Origin of the sequence: Desulfonema magnum, from assembly GCF_017377395.1 — a bacterium.
Classification (GTDB): domain Bacteria; phylum Desulfobacterota; class Desulfobacteria; order Desulfobacterales; family 4be13; genus Desulfonema_C; species Desulfonema_C magnum.
Genome location: NZ_CP061800.1, coordinates 5,891,572 through 5,911,376, shown reverse-complemented (window position 1 = coordinate 5,911,376; position 19,805 = coordinate 5,891,572). Strand labels below are relative to the sequence as shown.

Below are 19,805 nucleotides of genomic sequence, written 5' to 3'. Positions count from 1 at the left end.
TCTTCGGCGTTCTCACCTTCCCGGTTTTCTGAAAACCCCTCCGCCCCGCGCCTGTCAGGCTCTCACAGTGTTCTCTGAAAAATAACACAGAGTTGAGCGGCGGGGCTTTTTCCGTCCGCTCAAACGACGGGTTATGCCCATCTTTTTATCAGTCTTCCTTCCATATTGCCAGACATTTTTTACTTTGCCAAAATTTTTCAAGTGTCATTTTCTCATCACCGACTACCTTGATATGTAACGGGCTCAGGCGGATACTGATTGGATGAGAAGCTTGTCCTTTCCAAGAGCCTATATCAATCATCTCATTCCCCTGAAGCTCCAAATTATTTTCATCAAGATATTTCATGATAGCAGGAACTTGCAGATCAACTCCGGTTGTTGCCTCCGCATGAGGATTTCTCAGTTTCTTTGCTAAACAGATCAATTCTTTAAGATCATCAGGGTGAGTCCGAAAATGTTCCTCATAACTGCGATAGTAAATCGTATCCAATGCCTGTTCCTGAAAAATGAATTTTTCATTGATGACATATCCGATTGCCCAATTGCCTTCTCCGTATTTCTGATCCCATTCCCGCTGACGATTTTTTCTTTGTTTTAATCCGCCAGCTCTTCCGATTCTTGTTTTCACAATTTTCCAAGCCATAAAATTTTACCACTATCTCCACAAAACACAGGGGCATAACCTTGGATTATCAGGAAAACGAGGTTTCCATATATAGAAACCAGGTTTCCATATATGGAAACAAGTTTCTGAATATAGAAACTTTCGGGCTGTCTGTATCTGGAAACCTTTCCCTTTTTCCTGCCCTGACCATACAAAGTGTCTATATTTAGAAACTTTAAGGTGTCTGTATATAGAAACAAGTTTCCATATATGGAAACTTGTTTCCAAATGTGGAAATCTTCAGAGTTTCTATATATAGACACTTCTTTGTTTTTCTTCTCCGACCATACAAAGTTTCTGAATGTGGAAACTTTTACGGTTTCCGCGTCATTTTAATTCTGATTATAACGGATCCGGGGGAGGCTCTGATTTCGGAAGGCCGCCCGCAACTTTCCGTTTTTACAGGAATCCGGACGGGCATTCCCGGAAAACGGCACTTTTCAAAGAGACAGATATCCCGAATTTCTGATTCCCGGAACCCCGGAACGGACAGATTTTTCGTTTTATAATTCAATAAATTCAGAATGTTTCATCTCTTCTGACTCCGTTACGATCAGATTTAATTATCATCAGGAAACAATTACTTCCGCAATCCGGTCTTCAAGTCCCGGACCCGCGGCTTTTGTGTAGGAAATCACCCATAATTTCCTGGTCCGGTCCCATTTTCCGCCCGCATTTCTCACCTTGCTCCGAAGCTTTGTTTCCTTAAGTTCTGTCCTGATCCCGACGATCAGCGTGTCTGTCACAGATTTTTTTTTCTGCGGCTCCCAGTCTGCCTCATCAATAATAATTTCAACCGTTTTAAGCCGCTTTTTTCTTTTTTCATCATACCGGTACCGGACACATACAAGACTGTCTCCGTATATCTCGGCCAGTTTTTTTGTGCCCTTCTGACCCGGTTTCAGGTTTCTGCGTATATTCATAATTAATTAAAAAAGTTATCTGTATGGATAATCTGTCAGTTTTTTTTATTGCAATTTATCACAGAAAAAGTTATCCTGAAATCCATATAGGATACATTTCAAAATAATGCAAGAAAAAACGGCTGACTATGAGCGAACTGCTTAACCACATACGCGATGTCATGCGGAAAAAACATTACTCAGTCCACACTGAAAACGCGTATACTGACTGGATAAAACGGTATATAATTTATCATGGAAAACGTCACCCCGGGGAAATGGGAGAATCCGAGATAGCGCAATTTCTCACCCACCTGGCAAGAGACCGGAATGTCGCGGCAGGCACACAGAACCAGGCCCTCAATGCTCTTGTCTTTCTTTACAAAAATGTCCTTAAAATCGAACTGGGAAACTTCGGTCACATTGAAAGATCAAAAAAACCGAAAAATCTGCCTGAGGTGATGAGCAGGGAGGAAGTATCCGCTGTTCTGTCATCAATGAAAGGGAAACACCTGCTGATGGCAAAGCTGCTTTACGGATGCGGGCTGAGGATAAAAGAATGTGTCCGCCTGCGTGTCAAAGACATTGATTTCGGACAGAATCACTTAATGGTGCGTGACGGGAAAGGAATGAAGGACCGCACCACAATGCTTCCGGATCAGTTAAAACCTCTGTTGCATAACCAATTGAAAAAAGTCGAAAAATTCATATCCAGGATATTCGGAACGGAGTGGGCGAAGTTTACCTGCCTTTTGCACTGGAAAAAAATATCCCAATGCGGGAAACGAACTGATATGGAAGTATATTTTCCCCTCGGACCGTATCGCAAAGGATCCTCGCAGCGATAAAATGCGGCGGCACCATATTGATGAGAGCGGACTCCGAAAAGCGGTAAAAACAGCCTCAAAAAAGGCGGGTATCCGAAAAAAAGTAAGCCCTCATACCTTCCGACACAGCTTTGCCACCCATCTGCTGGAATCCGGCTATGATATCAGGACGGTTCAGGATCTGTTAGGACATAATGATGTTTCAACAACGATGATATATCTGCATGTTATGAACAAAGGCGGACTGGGGGTGAAAAGCCCGCTGGATGCATTGCAGGAATGACCTGACCAAAATTAATAATTTCCTGGTTTACCATGGGCGAACGTTTCGGACAGGCTTGCGCTGTCCGGCAAAAAGGATTAAAAATGACCTTACAGGCCGAACTCAGATCCATGCTGATTCGCGTTGCGGACGTTCTGCTGGAAGCAATTTTTCCAACACGCTGCTATGTATGTGGCACTTTTTTTCCACGGCCCCCGGAAAAAGCGTTGTCCGCAAAAGGATATTGGAGCAAATTTGCCGAAACATTTCCTGACAACCTTGATTATCAGAAAGTCGTCTCTCCTTTTCTCTGTCCCTCCTGTTCCAAAGGATTTACTCTGGTCGAGCCTCCCATATGCCGCAAATGCGGCTTTATGATGAACACATCTTCGGAAAATGACCCGTTATGCGCCAGATGCCGGACATCTCCGCCCCGCTTCAGAATGGCCCGGGCTTACGGTGTTTATGATCAGGCATTCAGAAAGGCCATTCATGAGTTCAAATACAGGGAGGCCATCGGGCTGGTAAGACCCTTTGAACTGCTTCTGTTCTCAACATTCTTACGACATTGGAACCCGGAGGACATTGACATCATTCTCCCGGTTCCGCTTCATATCACAAGATTAAGAAAGCGGGGATTCAATCAGGCGTATGTGATGTTTCGCAGGTGGCCCCGGATGGCCGAAATTCTGAATGCGGACTGGCCGGACATTCAGGTCAGGCCGGATATGCTTGTGAGAACCCGGGCCACAGAATCGCAGGTCGGCATGACTCAGGAAGAACGGCAGGCAAATATCAGAAATGTGTTCAGGGTAAGAAAACCTTCTTAAATCAGAGGAAAAGGAATACTCCTTGCGGATGATGTCATCACCACGGGATCCACAGCGAATGAATGCGCACGGGCCCTTCTGGAAAACGGTGCCCGGCATGTTGACGTACTTACACCGGGACAGGCTCAGAAAAGATTCGGGGTCTGCGGGGCAGGATCAGACTGACCGATTGAAAAAACAATTCTGATTATAACGGATTTAGGGGAGGGCCGACCAAGCCTTGTAAGGGCGGCATATTTGTGGCAGCAGGTCTGCAGGACCCCGCGGGCCTGGCCTGCATGATGAATGCTGCAAACATGCCGCCCCCGCGGGGCTTTACCGGCATCCCCTAAATCCGTTATAATCAGAAACAATTGCAAAAATACAATTTTTGCACTCCGGATCCGCCCGGAACTTCTGGGGGAGTCTTGACCTGCTGATTATTCATGTTCAACCTCGGAAGCCAGCCCCAGATCTCCGAGAATGGCGTACAACGACGGCACAACAATCAGGACCAGCACAGTTGACGCCAAAAGTCCGAACACAATGCTTGTGGCCAAAGGAATCAGAATCTGCGCCTGAAGGCTTCTCTCTGAAAGCAGGGGAAGCAGCCCCGCAATGGTGGTCAGAGACGTGAGCATCACAGCCCGGAACCGTTCCCGGCTGGCATGACGGGCCGCATCAGGAATGGCCTGCCCCTCTCGCCTCCGGGTTTTAAGAAACTCCACCAGCAAAATGGAGTCATTTACCACAATACCGGCCAGGGAAATAAACCCCATCATACTCGGCATACAGAGTTCAAGCCCCATCAGGATATGTCCCCAGACCACGCCGATCAGGGCAAAAGGAATGGCAATCATCACCACAAACGGCTCAACATAGCTGCGGAACTGGAAACTGAGCAGGACAAACACGCCGATCAGCCCGATGAGAAATCCTCGCCGCATTGAAGCACTTGTTTTTCCGGATTCTTTGGACTCGCCCTCTATGTCAACGCGAACCAAAGGATACTGCTTTTCAAAATCAGGTAAAAATTCCGTTTTGAACATTCGGATAATCTCTGCCGCGTTGACCATATGCGGATCAATATTTCCCTGAACCGTCACAGCGCGCTGTCCGTCAACCCTTGCAATCCGGGCATAACCTCTTCCGGATTCAAGAATCGCGGCAGAGCCGATGGGGACCTGTTTGCCTCCTGGCAAAGTAACATGAAAATATTCAAGATCCGCCAAGGTGTTCTGGTCCTCATCTCGGAGACGCACATCAATCTCATAAGACTCATCCCCCACCTGAATCTCATTTACAGTCTTTCCATAATACGCGGTTCGCAACTGGGTCGCGAGCATTTGGGCATTCAGTCCCATGCCCGCGGCCCCTTCACGCATACGGATACGCATCTCAGGCTTTCCAGGGCGGAGATCGTCAAACACATCAAACACCCCTTCGAACTGGCTGAACCAGCTTTGCATTTCCAGCGCGGCCGCTTTTAATTCTTCAAGATTATCTCCCTTGACGCTGATTTCAATGGGAAGCCCCGCAGGCCCGATGGCCGGTTCTGTAAATTTCATAAAAATGATATCAGGAATATCACCGATGTTTTTCCGCCATTTGTTGAGAACATCATCCACCCGGGCATTTCGATTCTCGGCTTTTAAAAGATCAGCATTGATCGTGACCACATGAGGCCCGCTTTCATACGCGTCCATATTTTTATTATACCGCACTGAGACATTTTTCACCAGGGATTCCTGACCGGGCTGAAGCGGTGTAAATTCCGTATTCACCTTCTCAAGGGCCGTGGTTATGCGTTTTACAACCGCCTCGGTGCGTGTCAGCGGCGTGCCCTGGGGCATGAGAACCCGCGCCTCAATAACATCACCGTCAATATCGGGAAATGCCTGGAATTTCAGATTGCCGGAGATGATCATCCCCACGGAAAGAATAAACGCGGCAACTGTCAGTCCCACAAAGAGATATCGCCATCCCACAGCGAAATCCACGACACGGCCCAGGATGTTCTCTCTCATCCATTCCACTGCCCCGTCAAATCGCCGTCTGAGCCTGCCCTGGCTGTCCGGGTCATAATGTTTTAGCGAGTGGGCGAGGTGGTTTGGCAAAATGCAAAACGCTTCGACAATACTGACGGCCAGCACCAGTATCAGCACCACCGGCATCACCTTCAGCACTTTGCCGATGGCCCCTTCGGTGAATGATATCGGCCCGAAAATACACAGGGTTGTGAGAAATGAGGAAAGGACACCCACCTTTACTTCGCCGGTTCCGTCAATTGCCGCCCGGATAGCGGATTTTCCTTTTCTGAGATGGGTGGCGATATTCTCGGCAATCACAATGGCATCATCCATGAGCAGACCTAGGGCAATGAGCAGCCCCACCATTGTAAGCATATTCAGGGAATAATTGATATGCGGTATAAAGAAAAATGCACCCAGGAAGGACACCGGCAGGCCCATGGCAACCCAGAATGAGAATTTGAAGCTGAAAAAGAGCCACATGGTCAGAAAGACCAGAATTAATCCCTGCCAGCCATTTCTCACCAGAAGCAGAAGACGGTCACGCACAATGGAGGAGACATCCTGGGTAAGCGTAAACTGAACCGCCGGCGGCTTGAGTTTTTCCTCTTTCTCTAAAAACAAACTGAGCGCATCTACAATTTTAAGTGCATCTTCGGATTTTGTCTTGGTGATCTGCAACAGTCCGGCTCTCTGACCATTAAAGATGATTTTTTCCTCATCCAGTTCAAACACATCGCTTATCTCAGCAATATCCCCCAGACGAATTTCCGCACCGCTTGCACCTGCCACCACCACAAGACTCTCAAATTCTCTTGGAGAACGGCGTTCATCTGTAAAACGAATGAGAATTTCCTGGGCAGAGGTTTCAATGGTGCCGGCAGGAAGGTCCACGCTCTGCCGGGAGATGACATCGGCAATGTCTGTGACAGACAGGCCATACTGCATAAGGGTCTGCCCCGGAATCTGAATGCGGATCTGATGATCTGAAAAGCCCTGGATCGTGACCAGAGAAATCTCATCCTCCATTTGCAAACGTGTTTTCAGGTCTTCGCAATACGCCTTTAAATCCCGCGGAGACATTGGCCCGGTCACAGCAATGGAAATGACCTGATCCGTTCTGCCCAGTTCCCTGATAACCGGGATTTCAGCCTGTTCAGGGAAATCATCAATGGCCTCGACTTCGGTTTTTATATCCTCAATAAACTGCCTGAAGTCCTTTCCTTCCTGCATTTCAATGACCACACTGCCCATACCTTCCCGTGCTTCCGAGCGAACTTCCTCAACATAGTTCACGCCATCCACAACATCTTCGATACGCTGACAGATGGCCTGTTCAACATCTTCCGCGGTCGCACCGGGATATACTACCCGGACTTCCACCTGATCCGCGGAATGGTCTGGAAGGGTTTCCCTGCGAAGCGATGAAAGACTGAACACGCCCATGACAATAAAGATAAGTGCCAGGAGATTCGCGGCCGTGGGATGATTTGCGAAAAAACGAATCATAATGAGCCTCCGATGATGATTATGGATTATACTAAAAAAAATATAAAAAAAGTAGGGTGGGTGGAGCGAAGCGGAACCCACCGCACTTTTCCACATTTTCGGGTATTTTATTTTTGGGAAAATCCCTAAGTTTGGCACTCCGGATAATGAAATGTCCCGCGGGGACGGCATATTTGTAGCATTTCTTTTTACTCGATGTTCAAGTTTTTTTGTCATTTTTGGCTGATGCAGCGATTCCGGAAGCTGTGGATTCCTGCTTTCGCAGGAATGACAGAAAAACAACTTGATTATCGAATGATAATATTTAAGATTGTCTTTATTAAACGCTTATGATATAAATTGTCAATTTAATATTCAGCAAACCTGATGTCAAAACGATAACTCGATGATCAGGTTTTTCTGACCCGGGATTTTTCTTATGTGCTGTCCGTTATCATACGAAGGTATTATGAAATTTTTTTTTATCGCGGCATTTATTTTTTTCACATTTCAGGTTCAGACTGTCCGGGGAGAAGCAAATTCTGCCAGGGAACTGCTTCCTAATTTCCTGCTGAAAGTCGGTTTTTTTGAATTCCCCGGTCTTACTTATACGGATGAGGAAGGAAAGGCCGCGGGACTGGTTAACGAAATCACAGTCAGAACTCTTGAAAATGCAAAAATCAAGTATAAGATTGAAAGCTATCCGGCCCCCAGGCTTTATAAAAATTTGTCAGAAGGAAAGATTCATCTTTTCAACGGGGTAAGTGCCATTCCGGTTGTCAGTCAGTCTATGATTCCGAGTCATATCAAACTGTTTCCGCTGGAAATGCGGATTTACTGGGTCGGAGATAAGCATCCGATTTCAAAGAAAGAGGAGCTTGCGGGACATTCGGTGATTCTGGTCAGAGGCTTTTCCTATAAAGACTGGGGCGCATGGATAAGAGACCCTGAGAACAATGTTTCTTTTTTTGATCCGTATTCCCATGAGAGCGCATTTAAAATGCTCAAAAAAGGACGTGCGGAATATCTGCTGAATTACAAATATATTGAAACTGAGGTTTTAGATAAAACAGACATTCCCAATTTGGTCATCAGGCCCTTATATCTGTGGTATTGCAGTTTCAATGTTCATAAAAGTGTGCCTAATGCGAAAACGCTGATCAAAAAACTTGAAGCCAGTTATCAGCAGCTTATAAACGAAGGTAAGCTGAAAAAGTATGAATAATGGGCATCCTTCATTTAGTAGTTTACACTTTCAGCTAAAATGAATTTTTTATGTTTTTTTTAATTCATGATAATTTTGATTATTTTTATAATATAAACAACCTATTACAAAAAAAACTACAAATTTTGTAGTTAATTTTAGCTAATCATGTTTGAAGTGTGTAAAAAACTACAAAATTTGTAGATTTTACAATATCTATTTGTAAATATTACTTTTATTTAGCTACAAAATTTGTAGATTGAAAAAAAATGGACTTTTTTTCAAATCACCAAAAGTGTAAAGTACTTTTGGGCAAATATGAAGGATGCCGAATAATGAAAGCAAAACCTGTGTATAGGACAAAAACCTGCGATGCGGGAAGAAACCCGGCTTTTTCCCCGAGCGGGGCACCTTTCCCTGCTGAAAAAAGCCGGGTTTCTCTGTACTCAAATATGCCCTCCCTTCAGGACTCGGAAACACAGCATATCACCTGCTTATGGCCGAAAGATATTAATATAATTAATCAAATTTTAAACAGTTAAAGGAGAGTGACATTTTGAAAAGACTGAGCCTGTCTTTGTTTATGGCTGTGTTACTTTTTTTGCCGGTGAATGCCCTGGCAGAGAAGCTGACCTTTGCCACGATGGAATGGCCCCCGTTGGTAGTTGTAAAAGAGGATAAACAACTTGCAGGTCTGGCAGTGGAAGTTGTTCAGGAAATCTGCAACCGTCTGGGATTTGATGCGGATATTAAAATATTACCCTGGTCAAGAGCGATAAAATATATGAAAAGTGGCAGATTGAATGGCCTTATCGTTCCGAAGAAGACCGAAGACAGACTCAGATATATGTATTTTTCAGAGGAACCCATGTATATTGAACAGTCTGTTGTCATTGCCAGAAAAGGAAGCAGCATAAAAGCATCCGGACTTGATGATCTGAAAGATAAATCCTTTGCTGTGGTCAGGGAGTATTCATACGGCCCTAAATTTGACGAATATCAGGGGTTGAAAAAATTTGCATGCGACAGTGATAAACAACTGATAAAAATATTTTACAAAGGGCGTACAGATCTGGCCGTAGGTGAACAAGGAAATCTGGAATGGATCAGAAAAGACCTCGGATTTAAAGAGCCTTTTGAGATCGTTTATGTTTTATCTGAAGATCCGGATTATGTGGCCTTTTCTAAGAAATCCCTGGGACCGGAAGGAGAGGCCTTGGCCAGACAGTTCAGCCAGATATTGCGCCAGCTAAAACAAGAAGGAGTGTATCAGGAAATTGAAAGCAGATATTAGCCATGCCAGGCATACAGGGTGGGTAAACCCCGCTGTAGCTGGTTTCAGCCTGCTTTTTTGTTGTGGTTCCGAACCACGGATTATACGGATTGTTCTGATTTTTTTCAATCAGAGAAATCAGAAAAATCTGTGATAAGTACCTAACCATAAGTTTTTGATATTTTTCCCGGGGAAGAAACCCGGCTTTTTTTACCAGAATGACCTGGCGCCCGTAATGGAAAAAGCCGGGTTTCTCCGCGGTTCGGAAAAGGATGTATAAAAAACTTTTGGTCGGATACTTACTTCCGTGGTTCAGGGGCCATCTCTGCACGGATGAGCGATAAGCAGGGATTGTATGCAGCAAAGGCCAGAATCCCTGCTTATCCCTCCCTAATCCATGTAGCTTCGTAGGTTGGGTTGAGGAACGAAACCCAACAGTTTGTTGGACGGAGTTTGCAAGCAACCCTGTCCGGAGTTTTTTGAAGTAAATATGCCATTTTCCTGGGACTTTTCAAACACCCTTTCAGAGATTGTAAAAAGGCTTGAGAATCTTTTCCACATTGACAGGCCCGGGAATCAGGTTCTGCTCCAGCATGATATTTTCGGTCTGTTTCCACGCGTCCGCGTCAATTTTTCCGATCTCCGTTTCCGGTGACGGTTTTATAAACCGCTTTGTCACGGAAAGCTGTTTTCTTACGGTTTCAATGGACGTGTCCTTGTCAAACTGGTGAATGGCCGCCACAGCTTTTTCCTCATTTTTCGGATCAAGGCTCTTCTGCCAGCCCCGGAGCAACGCAGTTACGAATTTCCGAACAGTCTGAGGATCTTCCTTTATCATCTGTTCTGTGGTGATGACCGAGTTGGCGACAAAGCGGACACCTGCCATATCAGGGTCAAAAAACGCGGTTCGTTCTGCTGCCTCACTGAGTTTTTCACTGATAAAAATTCCCTGGGTATTCCGATAAACCGGCCAAATATCCACTTTCCCCTCGTAAAACGGTGTATAATCATAGTGAACACTGAATAATTGCACCTCATTTTCCATGATATTGTATTTTGCCAAAACTGCCCGCATGATGGCTTCGTCATTGCCGCCGTAGGTGATGCCGATGGTTTTGCCTCTCAGGTCTTCAGGCGTGTCCACCCGGGTTTTATCAGGTCTGTAAATCCACTGAAGGGAATTGGTCTGAAACAGTTGGGCAATTACCACCACAGAAGCCCCTTTGGAAACTGCCCTGATGACCTGATCCGCGGATGCCGTGCCAAACTGACTCCGGCCAAGTTCCAGTTCTTTAATGGCGTCCCGCTCCGGACCTCCCGGCTTTATTGTCACATCAAGCCCCTGTTCCGCGAAGAATCCGTTTACATCCGCATAAATATCCCCTGCCACGCTGGCATTGAAAAGCCATTTAAGCCGATATGTCACCTCTTTTCCGGAATCCCCGGTCTTTTTGTCACACGCGCCCGTCACAATGACGGTAGCCGTCACAGCCGCGATAAAGCAGAGTTTTTGAATGTGTTTACACATATTGTCATCCCTTTCTAAAATGATTTTGGATAAGATACCCTATCCGTTCCAGGCAGGTCAGCCAGAGCGAGGTGCATATGCCTATGAGAAAAAGCGCCACAAGCACCTTTGAAAGATCACTCTGGTAAAGCGCGATGCGGATACTGTATCCGATACCCGAGTCTGCCGCGATAAACTCGGCCACAATGGTTCCCACCATGGCAAGAGTGGCACTTCCCACAATGACCGTGGCGAGCTTGTTCATATTCTCAAACACACGAATTTTCACCTGCAACCGCCAGCTCATTCTTCCTGTGACTTCGTAAAAATGCTCTATATCCCTCACTGGTTCGGACAGGATGCCGATAAAGGAGAGCAGCAGGGGAAAATAGCAGATCACAGCCGCGATCAGAAGTCTGGAAGAGATACCGTCTCCCATAAGAATAAAAATGATGGGCGCGACCGCGACAATGGGATATGCCTGAATATTATAAGCCGCGACTTTGACAAATGAGCCTGCCCAGCTGTTAAGCCTGCCGATAATCCCCACAATGGTTGCCAGGCAGACAGATATAATATGTCCGATAACAGCGACAGAGAGGGTGTTCATCACATCAAAAAAATATTTGACAAACACGCAGGAAACCGTATGGCTCAGCCCCTGGGGCCCGGGAATCACATAGTCTGAAAGCTTCAAAACATATTTTATGAAGAGTAAGGAAGTCAGCCCCAGAACATAGATAAGCAGGAATTGAAGGATACGTCTATGAAGCATGGACAATCTCCAGCATGCTGCGTTCAAGGAATTTTTTATCCAAAGGCTTTCCTTTCATATGATTCTGTCCGTCTATGGAAATCATCTGAGGGGTTTTTGCTGAGTCGCGAAGCACAAGAATCTGTTTGCAGAACTTGGCGACTTCCGCGAGGTTATGTGATATGTATAAAAAACATTTTCCAGGGAACATGGCTTTAATTTTCAGTATAATTTTCTCTTTGGTGATTTCATCCACATTGGCAAGGCTTTCATCCATGATCAGGAGATCAAACTCCTGCAAAAGATACCGCGCCAGATTGACACGGTTCTGCTGTCCCATAGAAAGCCGGGAGAATCGTGAGTCCAGACATCCCCGAAGGCCGAAAGATTTAATCAGCTCATCACGTCTGTTTTCCTCCCCCGAAGCCCGCGTTATCTCCGTGAGATGCTCTCCCACACAGGCCCATCCGGGAATCCTTTCCAAGTTATAAGAATAAAGAATATTGTCTATCTGTTGAACCATAATTTCACCTGAAAATCCGTTGACGCTCCTGGCAAGCATTTTTGCAAGGGTTGTTTTTCCAACACCTGATGGCCCGAACAAACTGTGAAACCCGGGACCGGATATCTGACAGGTAATATCTTTGAAAACACAGGTATCGGTGTCGCGATATTGAAAACTGATGTCTTTGAACTCAATAAGCACTGATTTCTCCAAGGCTGCCCAGAATTATAAAAGATTTTCCAACAAATAAAATACCCGAAAATGTAGAAAATGTAGGGTGGGTGGAGCGAAGCGCAACCCACCGTTTGTCAGATGCCGGTGGGTTGCGCTTCGCTCCACCCACCCTACATGTCAGGAAATCAGGGTATTTTATTTGTTGAAAGTTCCCTAAGTAAATGAAAAATTAACACCCGCTCTCGTTCACACAAAGCGTGAAAACGAGATTAACAAGATTCATCGTGAAAACCTTAGTCTCAGCCGGACGGGGTTTGCAACCCCCGTCCGGAAAATTTTGCCCGGGAAATTTTATCTGATCACGCAGAAAACCTTTCCTTAGCCGTGCAACCCCGTCCGGTTAATCCAGCTGTTTTATTGCATAAGTCAGATTACATTCTGAGTGGATTCGGAGGTATTTCCGCCGGAACCTTTGAATGAGACAAGTAACTTTTTACACATTTTATTTTAAGAGATCAGATGATCTGCCATGATCTCTGATTATATGCGGATGTGCAAAAACTTCTGTCCGGATACCTAAGTCCTGAGCAATCCGGCTGGCTTATCTTTAAGAATAAATCTTATAAAAGTCAAGATGTTAATTGCTTTTTATTTTTTAGCCTGATGGATATGGGTTGCAAACCCCGTCCGTCAGAGCGGGGGCGACATGTTTATAGCCAATATTCAGACTTCTTTATATCTGACCAAATAAAAACAATATTTTCAAAAACTTAAAAAACAGGGCGTCAATATTTCTCTTTCAAACGCTTAAAATATAATTTATTGAATTTAATTATTTTAACACAAAAATCCGGCTTAAAAATTAACAACAAATTCAGTTAGCAGAAAAAAAAATTTCTGATTATAACGGATTTAGGAGAGGGCCAGCAAAGCCTCGCGTCGGGGCCGCATATTCGCATGATTTATTACAAACATGCCGCACTTACAGGGCCTGGCCTGCCCTTCCCTAAATCCGTCGCCATAATCAGAAAAACCTGAACACCGAATTATATAAAATCCTTATAGGGGAGAATCAGAATTTTTTCCCTCTTGACGGAATAACAGGATAATGATAAGGGAATCATTCAATATGCCAAAATGGACTGTGATTGTCTTTAAACATCCACAAAAGTTTATTCATACAGGGGCGGTTGCCAAACCGCCCCTGCAATTTTGGTAAAAAGATAATCTCAGTCTCAAAATATCAGGTTTCAAATTCGGAAGACCATATTTAGGAAATATAAAATGAAACATAAAAGTTCAAAGAATGACCTTACCATTGATGAAATCTTACGTGTTCGAAAACTTGAGCGCGCTTTTCTCAGCCGTTGTCGTCACTTTGGTTACGATGAAATCAGGACCGCAGCCATTGAGCCGTTATATATCTTCACTGCCCTGGGCGCACTGAGCGACACCAAACTCAGACGGATGTACTCCTTCATAGACTGGGACGGCTGGAGCGGTGAGAGAGTGGCCCTCAAACCCGATTCCACAACCTGCGTGGCCCGATTCTACGGAGACCATCTTTATACAGAAAACGCCAGACAGAAACTTTGTTATGTGGAGAACCATTTTGAATGGGCTGATTCATGGGATGAACTTTCGGAAAGATGGCAGTTCGGCGTTGAAAATATCGGAAGTACAAAATCTGAATCAGATATTGAAATCATTTACATGGCTTATGATGTGTTTCAGGAAATCGGATTCAAAGACACTTATCTTTATATCTCATATCCGGCCCTTATCAAAGAACTCATTGCCGCGCTTTCTTTGTGGAGAACGGACAGAGATGACCTTATTGCCGCCATAAGAAAGAATGATGCTGATCAGGTCGGGGAGATACTGGACAAGGTTCAGGACGGGGAAAAACTTCAAACCCTGCTGTCATTGAAAGGGAAGTCTTCAAATTACTTAAAGAATATGAGAAGTACGCTGGAAGGCCCCAAATATGAAAATGTGCGGCCTGCCCTTGAAAATTTCATATCTGTCTGCGAACTTTTAGATCGCCTGGAATGTCCTTATGAGATTGATTTTTCACTCTTAGGAGACTTGGAATATTATACCGGAATTCAGTTTCAGATTCTCTCCACCCCGGCACGGAAATCCAAAAAAGACATTCTCTGCGCGGGGGGCCGTTATGACAATCTGATCGGAAGTATGCTGAAGCTGGTGACCGAAGATTTGCAGGAGCTTTCGGAACCTGTGCCGGCCGTGGGATTTGCCCTGTATGTGAGAAACATCATAAGACACCGCACGCTCATCGAACACACCACGGCATTAACAGACAAACGACAGAATATATGTATTTATATCAGCAATGTCACAAAATATAATGTAAACACAGGACAGATACTTTCTGACAAACTGTCCCGGATGGGCTTTGTCGCAAAAATCACATTCAGCCCTGTGGAACAGGAAAAATATGAGGGCTTTGGTCTGGTGATCGAAGTTGATAATGAAAGATTTAACCACGGATACCAGATTTTGTTCAGTCAAAAAATTGGTAAACCGCTTCTGATGAACCTCTTTGGAGAATTCAATGAGAGATGAAATAAGTATCTGTCTCCCCAAGGGGGACGCGATGAAGCCGCTGGCAGAATATCTTGAAAAACTCAGGTTCCCTGTAAAAGAATATCATTCCAAAAATCGCACCTATCGCCCCGAAGTGACAGATCTGGGCGAGCGTGTGCGTGCCAAAATAATGGCAGAGAAAGATGTTGCCATTCAGGTGGCCGTGGAGAACTATGATATTGGTTTCTGCGGTACGGATTGGATAGAGGAACATACTGTGAGATACAGGGCTGCAAAACTGCATGTGTTCAGGCAGTTCGGATTAAACAAAAAAAATTTATACGCGTGTACCGGCTTAAACGGGGATTTTCAGTCTGTCGAAGACTTGCAGACCGCACAGGATTTTGTGACCATTGTGAGTGAATATCCGAATCTTGCGGAGAATTTCGCCATTCAGAACAAGCTGAAAAAATTTAAAATATTCTCTGCCTGGGGAAGTGTTGAGGGATATCCGCCGGAACATGCGGATGTGGTGCTTTTGGCTGCTTATGACAAAGACATGCTTGAGGGAATGGGACTGCACATCGTCAGCTGTGAGCTTGAATCGGAACTCAGTATGATCGTAAACCGTAAGCGTTTTGCGGACAAGGATCTTTCACCGGTACTTAATTTCTTTTCAGATACGGAGATCATCAATGACAGGAATTCCTGATAAGTTAAATTTTGCACTGCCTGATGGCCATCTGATGTCACATGTCTTACCTTTTATAGAAGGAGCCGGTCTGGGGTTTGACGGATATGATGAGACATCAGACCTGAATCGCAGGCCCCCGATGAGAACAGAAAGCGACACAGCCAAAACCCTTATTCAGCAGCCGGACCGGGTTGCCGCCAAAGTCATCCGGCCCCAGGACATGCCTGTTCATGTGGCAAACGGCAATTTTGACATTGCCATTTCCGGGACAGACTGGCTTGCCGAACACCGACAGCGTTTTCCCAAAAGTCCGGTCATTGAAAAGCTCAGGATGGGATTCGGAAAGGTCAGGATTGTGGCTGCGGTCCATCAGGATGACGGAGATAATCTGCCTGATTTTATTGAATCCTTTCGCTCCAGATCAGGGGGAGAATATCTCAAAATCGCATCAGAATATGTATATCTTGCGGACAGCTACGCTCAGAAAAAGAATCTTCATCCCTACAGGGTCATTATGACTTACGGTGCCACAGAATCGCTGATTCCCGAAGACTGCGACATGATCGTGGAAAATACCGAAACCGGGAACACATTACGGAAAAATAATCTCAAGATCATTGACACGCTGGAAGTGCTGGGCGCATCAGAATCCGAAGGCTGTCTGATTGCCAATCAGGAAAGCCTTGAAATTCCCTGGAAGAAAGAACTGGTTGAAGGAATTGTCAGCCTTTTTGAGAATTATCTGAAGTAATTCATTTTTTTTCGCTACGGGGATTTTGTATAACAAGGGGTTTATAAGACAATGCTGTTGACTCGGGTAATTCCGAACAAATCCGGAGTGCAAAAATTTTATTTTTGCGCCTGCGAAAAAGCATTTTTCGCACTCCGAAGAAAATATCGGAAAACCCGCTTACTCCTAAGTCAATAGCATTGGGATTATAAAAAGAGGATTAAATCCCTTTCTTATAGGCAATCCCTGTAGCTAAAATTCCATGTCCAAGTTTTCTGACAAGATTCGAACAAAAACTTTGTCATTCCTGCGAAAGCAGGAATCCATGTCCAAGTTTTCTGACAAGATTCGAACAAAAACTTTGTCATTCCTGCGAAAGCAGGAATCCATGTCCAAGTTTTCTGACAAGATTCGAACAAAAACTTTGTCATTCCTGCGAAAGCAGGAATCCATGTCCAAGTTTTCTGACAAGATTCGAACAAAAACTTTGTCATTCCTGCGAAAGCAGGAATCCATGTCCAAGTTTTCTGACAAGATTCGAACAAAAACTTTGTCATTCCTGCGAAAGCAGGAATCCATGTCCAAGTTTTCTGACAAGATTCGAACAAAAACTTGTCATTCCTGCGAAAGCAGGAATCCATGTCCAAGTTTTCTGACAAGATTCGAACAAAAACTTTGTCATTCCTGCGAAAGCAGGAATCCATGTCCAAGTTTTCTGACAAGATTCGAACAAAAACTTTGTCATTCCTGCGAAAGCAGGAATCCATGTCCAAGTTTTCTGACAAGATTCGAACAAAAACTTTGTCATTCCTGCGAAAGCAGGAATCCATGTCCAAGTTTTCTGACAAGATTCGAACAAAAACTTTGTCATTCCTGCGAAAGCAGGAATCCATGTCCAAGTTTTCTGACAAGATTCGAACAAAAACTTTGTCATTCCTGCGAAAGCAGGAATCCATGTCCAAGTTTTCTGACAAGATTCGAACAAAAACTTTGTCATTCCTGCGAAAACAGGAATCCATTTTTCACAGATTTTACGAATCCGGAGGCAGTGGATTCCTGCTTTCGCAGGAATGACAAAAAAAATTTGAACATCGAGTAAAAACAAATCTGTAATTTTGTAGCGTCAGACTTTTTGAGGATTATCTGAAGTAATTCATTTTATATGTTCCCGATTTTGAGTATATTCTTGTTGATCTCATCCGGTACCCCGATGATGAAATCAGAGGCACGCCACTTTCCCGTGTTGTCATGCTGATTTTCAAATATATCCATGCTCCCGAGTTTATGGAAAAATTGCCAGGGATGTTATCACTTATGTGGGAACTGCCGAAGCTGGATAGCGGGTTGCAGTATCTTGAAATGATAATTCGTTACCTGTTAACCACCGCAGGGGACAAAATAATAACAACAACGGATGAGATAATAACAATGATGAAGGACAATTTGCCTGCTGAGGGAGGTGATCTGGTCATGACAATAGCAGATGAACTGAGAAAAGAAGGCTATGAGCAGGGCATACAAATCGGCATACGGGAAGGGCTGCTGGATACCATTGAATTCGGGCTGAGTCTCAGATTCGGAGATGATGTTCTAAAATTTATGCCAAAAATTCATGATATTAATGATATAAAACGGTTGAGGAATATAAAAGATGTGATAAAAAAGGCAAGAGACTTTTCGGAGGTGAAAGGGATGATAGAAAATTGAGTATATGCTCGGAATCTTTTGCCCATAATCCAGATATCTGTTACAATAAAAAAAGGGAAACGTTTTTACGTCTCCCTTTTTTTTATTATAAAAGAATTAAGAAATTCCTAATTCCTATTGGCCAGTTGCAGCCGCATGAGTTTTGATTTCAACTTTTTCCGTAAGTCCTGCATAGTACTCACGGAGAATCTCAAGAACTTCCTCACGTCCGAAATGATCCGGAATCGGAGTGCCTTCGGAAAGGCCCTTACGCAGCATGGTTCCGCTGAGAAGTACACGATCTTCTTTGCCGTGGGGACAGGTTCTCAGAGATGCCATACCGTCACACTTGTAGCAGTAGAATGTCCAGTCAATCTTCAACGGTGTGCAGATCAGGGCTTTTCCAGGTTCTGCCGGGGTCGGAATTTTGTCAAAGATGGTCTGGGCTTCGAACATGCCGTAGAAATCACCAACGCCCGCGTGGTCACGGCCGATGATCATCTTGGAGCAGCCATAGTTCTGACGGAAAGTTGCGTGGAGCAGGCCTTCTCTGGGGCCGGCATAACGCATGTCAAGGGGATATCCGCCCTGCAGAACATTATCTTCCACAAAATAGTTCTTTACAAGCGCGTCAATACATTTTACGCGAACTTCTGCGGGAATGTCACCAGGTTTCAGGTTTCCGACCAGGGAATGGATGTAAACGCCGTCACAAACTTCAACAGCGATTTTGCAAAGATATTCGTGTGATCTGTGCATGGGGTTTCTGAGCTGAAGTGCGGCAACCTCGCTCCATCCTCTTTCCTCAAACAATCTGCGGGATTCTTCAGGTCTGACGTAGATACCGGCATATTTGGTGGGATATTCGCCCTCACTCAGAACCTTCACAGGTCCGGCAAGGTTGAAGTCTTTCTGTTCCATAACCATCTGAACGCCAGGATGATCGTCTTTGGCAATTTTCCAGAATTCCTCAGCGGTCGGGGTGCCTTCGCCCATATAGACTTTTTCGCACTCAAACTTTTTGTCGGCTTCGGTCATCTCGAATTTTTCGGTGACTTTCATGGTTGCCATGATTTCATCGCCTTCGGGATCATACAGAGCAATTTCATCGCCGTCACTGATGGCATCGGCGTCTTCTTTTGAAGCAGACAGGGTCACGGGGATGGGCCAGAAGGTTCCGTCGGCTGTAAGGAAATCTTCACATACGCCTTTCCAGTCAGCCTTTGTCATGAAACCTGTCAGGGGGCTGAATCCGCCAATACCCATCATAATCAGATCACCCTTTTCACGGGGAGAGATCGTGATCTTTTTGAGACCTTCAGCTTTTTTCTTTTCCGCTTCCAATTCAGCGCCTTCAAGCAGGCAACAGGTTAAGCCTTTTCCGCCATGAGGTGGGACTAAATTTGCCATTCGTTTATGTCTCCTTTTGAAGTTTTATATTTATAATTTTGGCAACGCCATTATATATTTTTATATGAAAGTGTTAGGTGTTAGGTGTTAAGTGTTAAGTGTTAAGAAAAATTATAAAACTTTCATGTAACGTTGTGACCGGCAGGTCATGGCCGTTTATATAAATTTGAAAAAAAAAGAATCTAATAGAATAAAAAACATTTGTCAAGCCTAAACGACATTAAAAAAACAAAATTCTAATCAGGTATTCAGAAACTGAAACAGCTTCGGATAATCATTCAGATTTATTGTTGCCGGAGCAGCCGCTTCGGTCGGATTCTCCCACATCCGGAACAG

Annotated in this window: 17 protein-coding genes; 10 read left to right on the top strand and 7 right to left on the bottom strand. The window is 44.6% G+C overall.

Annotated features, from left to right (window positions below; all coding sequences use genetic code 11):
- Positions 1–148: 148 nt before the first annotated feature.
- Together dnm_RS22670 and dnm_RS22665 are read right to left on the bottom strand one after the other, a co-directional pair.
- Positions 149–643, bottom strand: coding sequence for a hypothetical protein (locus dnm_RS22670; protein WP_207679168.1), 495 nt, complete (start codon positions 641–643; stop codon positions 149–151).
- Between the two features lie 590 nt (positions 644–1,233).
- Positions 1,234–1,587, bottom strand: a complete 354-nt coding sequence (locus tag dnm_RS22665; RefSeq protein ID WP_207679167.1) for a hypothetical protein — start codon at positions 1,585–1,587, stop codon at positions 1,234–1,236.
- Positions 1,588–1,715: 128 nt separating this feature from the next.
- Here dnm_RS22665 and dnm_RS22660 point away from each other — a divergent pair, with 128 nt between their 5' ends.
- The 3 genes from dnm_RS22660 to dnm_RS22650 all read left to right on the top strand — a co-directional run bounded on the left by dnm_RS22660 (position 1,716) and on the right by dnm_RS22650 (position 3,485).
- A complete protein-coding gene (locus dnm_RS22660) occupies positions 1,716–2,414 on the top strand; it encodes a phage integrase N-terminal SAM-like domain-containing protein (RefSeq protein WP_207679166.1) in 699 nt (232 codons plus the stop codon).
- A 1-nt stretch (position 2,415) separates the two neighbouring features.
- The gene (locus tag dnm_RS31380; RefSeq protein WP_276571824.1) at positions 2,416–2,676 is read left to right on the top strand and encodes a tyrosine-type recombinase/integrase; all 261 of its coding nucleotides are present in this window, start codon (positions 2,416–2,418) and stop codon (positions 2,674–2,676) included.
- Between the two features lie 83 nt (positions 2,677–2,759).
- On the top strand, positions 2,760–3,485 hold the full coding sequence (locus dnm_RS22650; protein ID WP_207679165.1) for a ComFC family protein: 726 nt from the start codon (positions 2,760–2,762) through the stop codon (positions 3,483–3,485).
- Positions 3,486–3,904: 419 nt separating this feature from the next.
- Here the strand turns inward: dnm_RS22650 and dnm_RS22645 are convergent, their stop codons facing one another.
- Positions 3,905–7,003 carry an efflux RND transporter permease subunit gene (locus tag dnm_RS22645; RefSeq protein WP_207679164.1) on the bottom strand — a complete coding sequence of 1,033 codons (3,099 nt, stop codon included), beginning with the start codon at positions 7,001–7,003 and terminating at the stop codon, positions 3,905–3,907.
- A 448-nt stretch (positions 7,004–7,451) separates the two neighbouring features.
- On the opposite strand from dnm_RS22645, the gene dnm_RS22640 reads away from it, so the two are divergent.
- Positions 7,452–8,207: a substrate-binding periplasmic protein gene (locus tag dnm_RS22640; RefSeq protein WP_207679163.1), complete on the top strand. Its 756-nt coding sequence runs from the start codon at positions 7,452–7,454 to the stop codon at positions 8,205–8,207.
- A 535-nt stretch (positions 8,208–8,742) separates the two neighbouring features.
- A complete protein-coding gene (locus dnm_RS22635; protein WP_207679162.1) occupies positions 8,743–9,480 on the top strand; it encodes a substrate-binding periplasmic protein in 738 nt (245 codons plus the stop codon).
- A 502-nt stretch (positions 9,481–9,982) separates the two neighbouring features.
- On the opposite strand, the gene dnm_RS22630 is transcribed toward dnm_RS22635, so the two are convergent.
- Genes dnm_RS22630 through dnm_RS22620 form a run of 3 tightly spaced genes read right to left on the bottom strand, consistent with a single transcriptional unit; the run spans position 9,983 to position 12,426 of the window.
- The gene (locus dnm_RS22630; protein WP_207679161.1) at positions 9,983–10,987 is read right to left on the bottom strand and encodes an ABC transporter substrate-binding protein; all 1,005 of its coding nucleotides are present in this window, start codon (positions 10,985–10,987) and stop codon (positions 9,983–9,985) included.
- Positions 10,988–10,991: 4 nt separating this feature from the next.
- A complete protein-coding gene (locus dnm_RS22625; RefSeq protein WP_207679160.1) occupies positions 10,992–11,741 on the bottom strand; it encodes an ABC transporter permease in 750 nt (249 codons plus the stop codon).
- Positions 11,731–12,426, bottom strand: a complete 696-nt coding sequence (locus dnm_RS22620; RefSeq protein ID WP_207679159.1) for an ATP-binding cassette domain-containing protein — start codon at positions 12,424–12,426, stop codon at positions 11,731–11,733. The genes dnm_RS22625 and dnm_RS22620 overlap by 11 nt, the downstream gene beginning before the upstream one ends.
- Positions 12,427–13,683: 1,257 nt before the next feature.
- On the opposite strand from dnm_RS22620, the gene dnm_RS22615 reads away from it, so the two are divergent.
- The 5 genes from dnm_RS22615 to dnm_RS22595 all read left to right on the top strand — a co-directional run bounded on the left by dnm_RS22615 (position 13,684) and on the right by dnm_RS22595 (position 18,080).
- On the top strand, positions 13,684–14,988 hold the full coding sequence (locus tag dnm_RS22615; protein WP_207679158.1) for an ATP phosphoribosyltransferase regulatory subunit: 1,305 nt from the start codon (positions 13,684–13,686) through the stop codon (positions 14,986–14,988).
- The gene (gene hisG / locus dnm_RS22610; protein WP_207679157.1) at positions 14,978–15,661 is read left to right on the top strand and encodes an ATP phosphoribosyltransferase; all 684 of its coding nucleotides are present in this window, start codon (positions 14,978–14,980) and stop codon (positions 15,659–15,661) included. Before dnm_RS22615 ends, hisG (dnm_RS22610) begins: the two co-directional genes overlap by 11 nt.
- The gene (hisG, locus tag dnm_RS22605; protein ID WP_207679156.1) at positions 15,645–16,394 is read left to right on the top strand and encodes an ATP phosphoribosyltransferase; all 750 of its coding nucleotides are present in this window, start codon (positions 15,645–15,647) and stop codon (positions 16,392–16,394) included. The genes hisG (dnm_RS22610) and hisG (dnm_RS22605) overlap by 17 nt, the downstream gene beginning before the upstream one ends.
- Positions 16,395–17,012: 618 nt before the next feature.
- A complete protein-coding gene (locus dnm_RS22600; protein WP_207679155.1) occupies positions 17,013–17,447 on the top strand; it encodes a hypothetical protein in 435 nt (144 codons plus the stop codon).
- Positions 17,448–17,528: 81 nt separating this feature from the next.
- A complete protein-coding gene (locus dnm_RS22595) occupies positions 17,529–18,080 on the top strand; it encodes an Rpn family recombination-promoting nuclease/putative transposase (RefSeq protein ID WP_207683737.1) in 552 nt (183 codons plus the stop codon).
- 114 nt (positions 18,081–18,194) lie between these two features.
- Here the strand turns inward: dnm_RS22595 and sat are convergent, their stop codons facing one another.
- A complete protein-coding gene (gene sat / locus dnm_RS22590; protein WP_207679154.1) occupies positions 18,195–19,469 on the bottom strand; it encodes a sulfate adenylyltransferase in 1,275 nt (424 codons plus the stop codon).
- Positions 19,470–19,805: the final 336 nt, after the last annotated feature.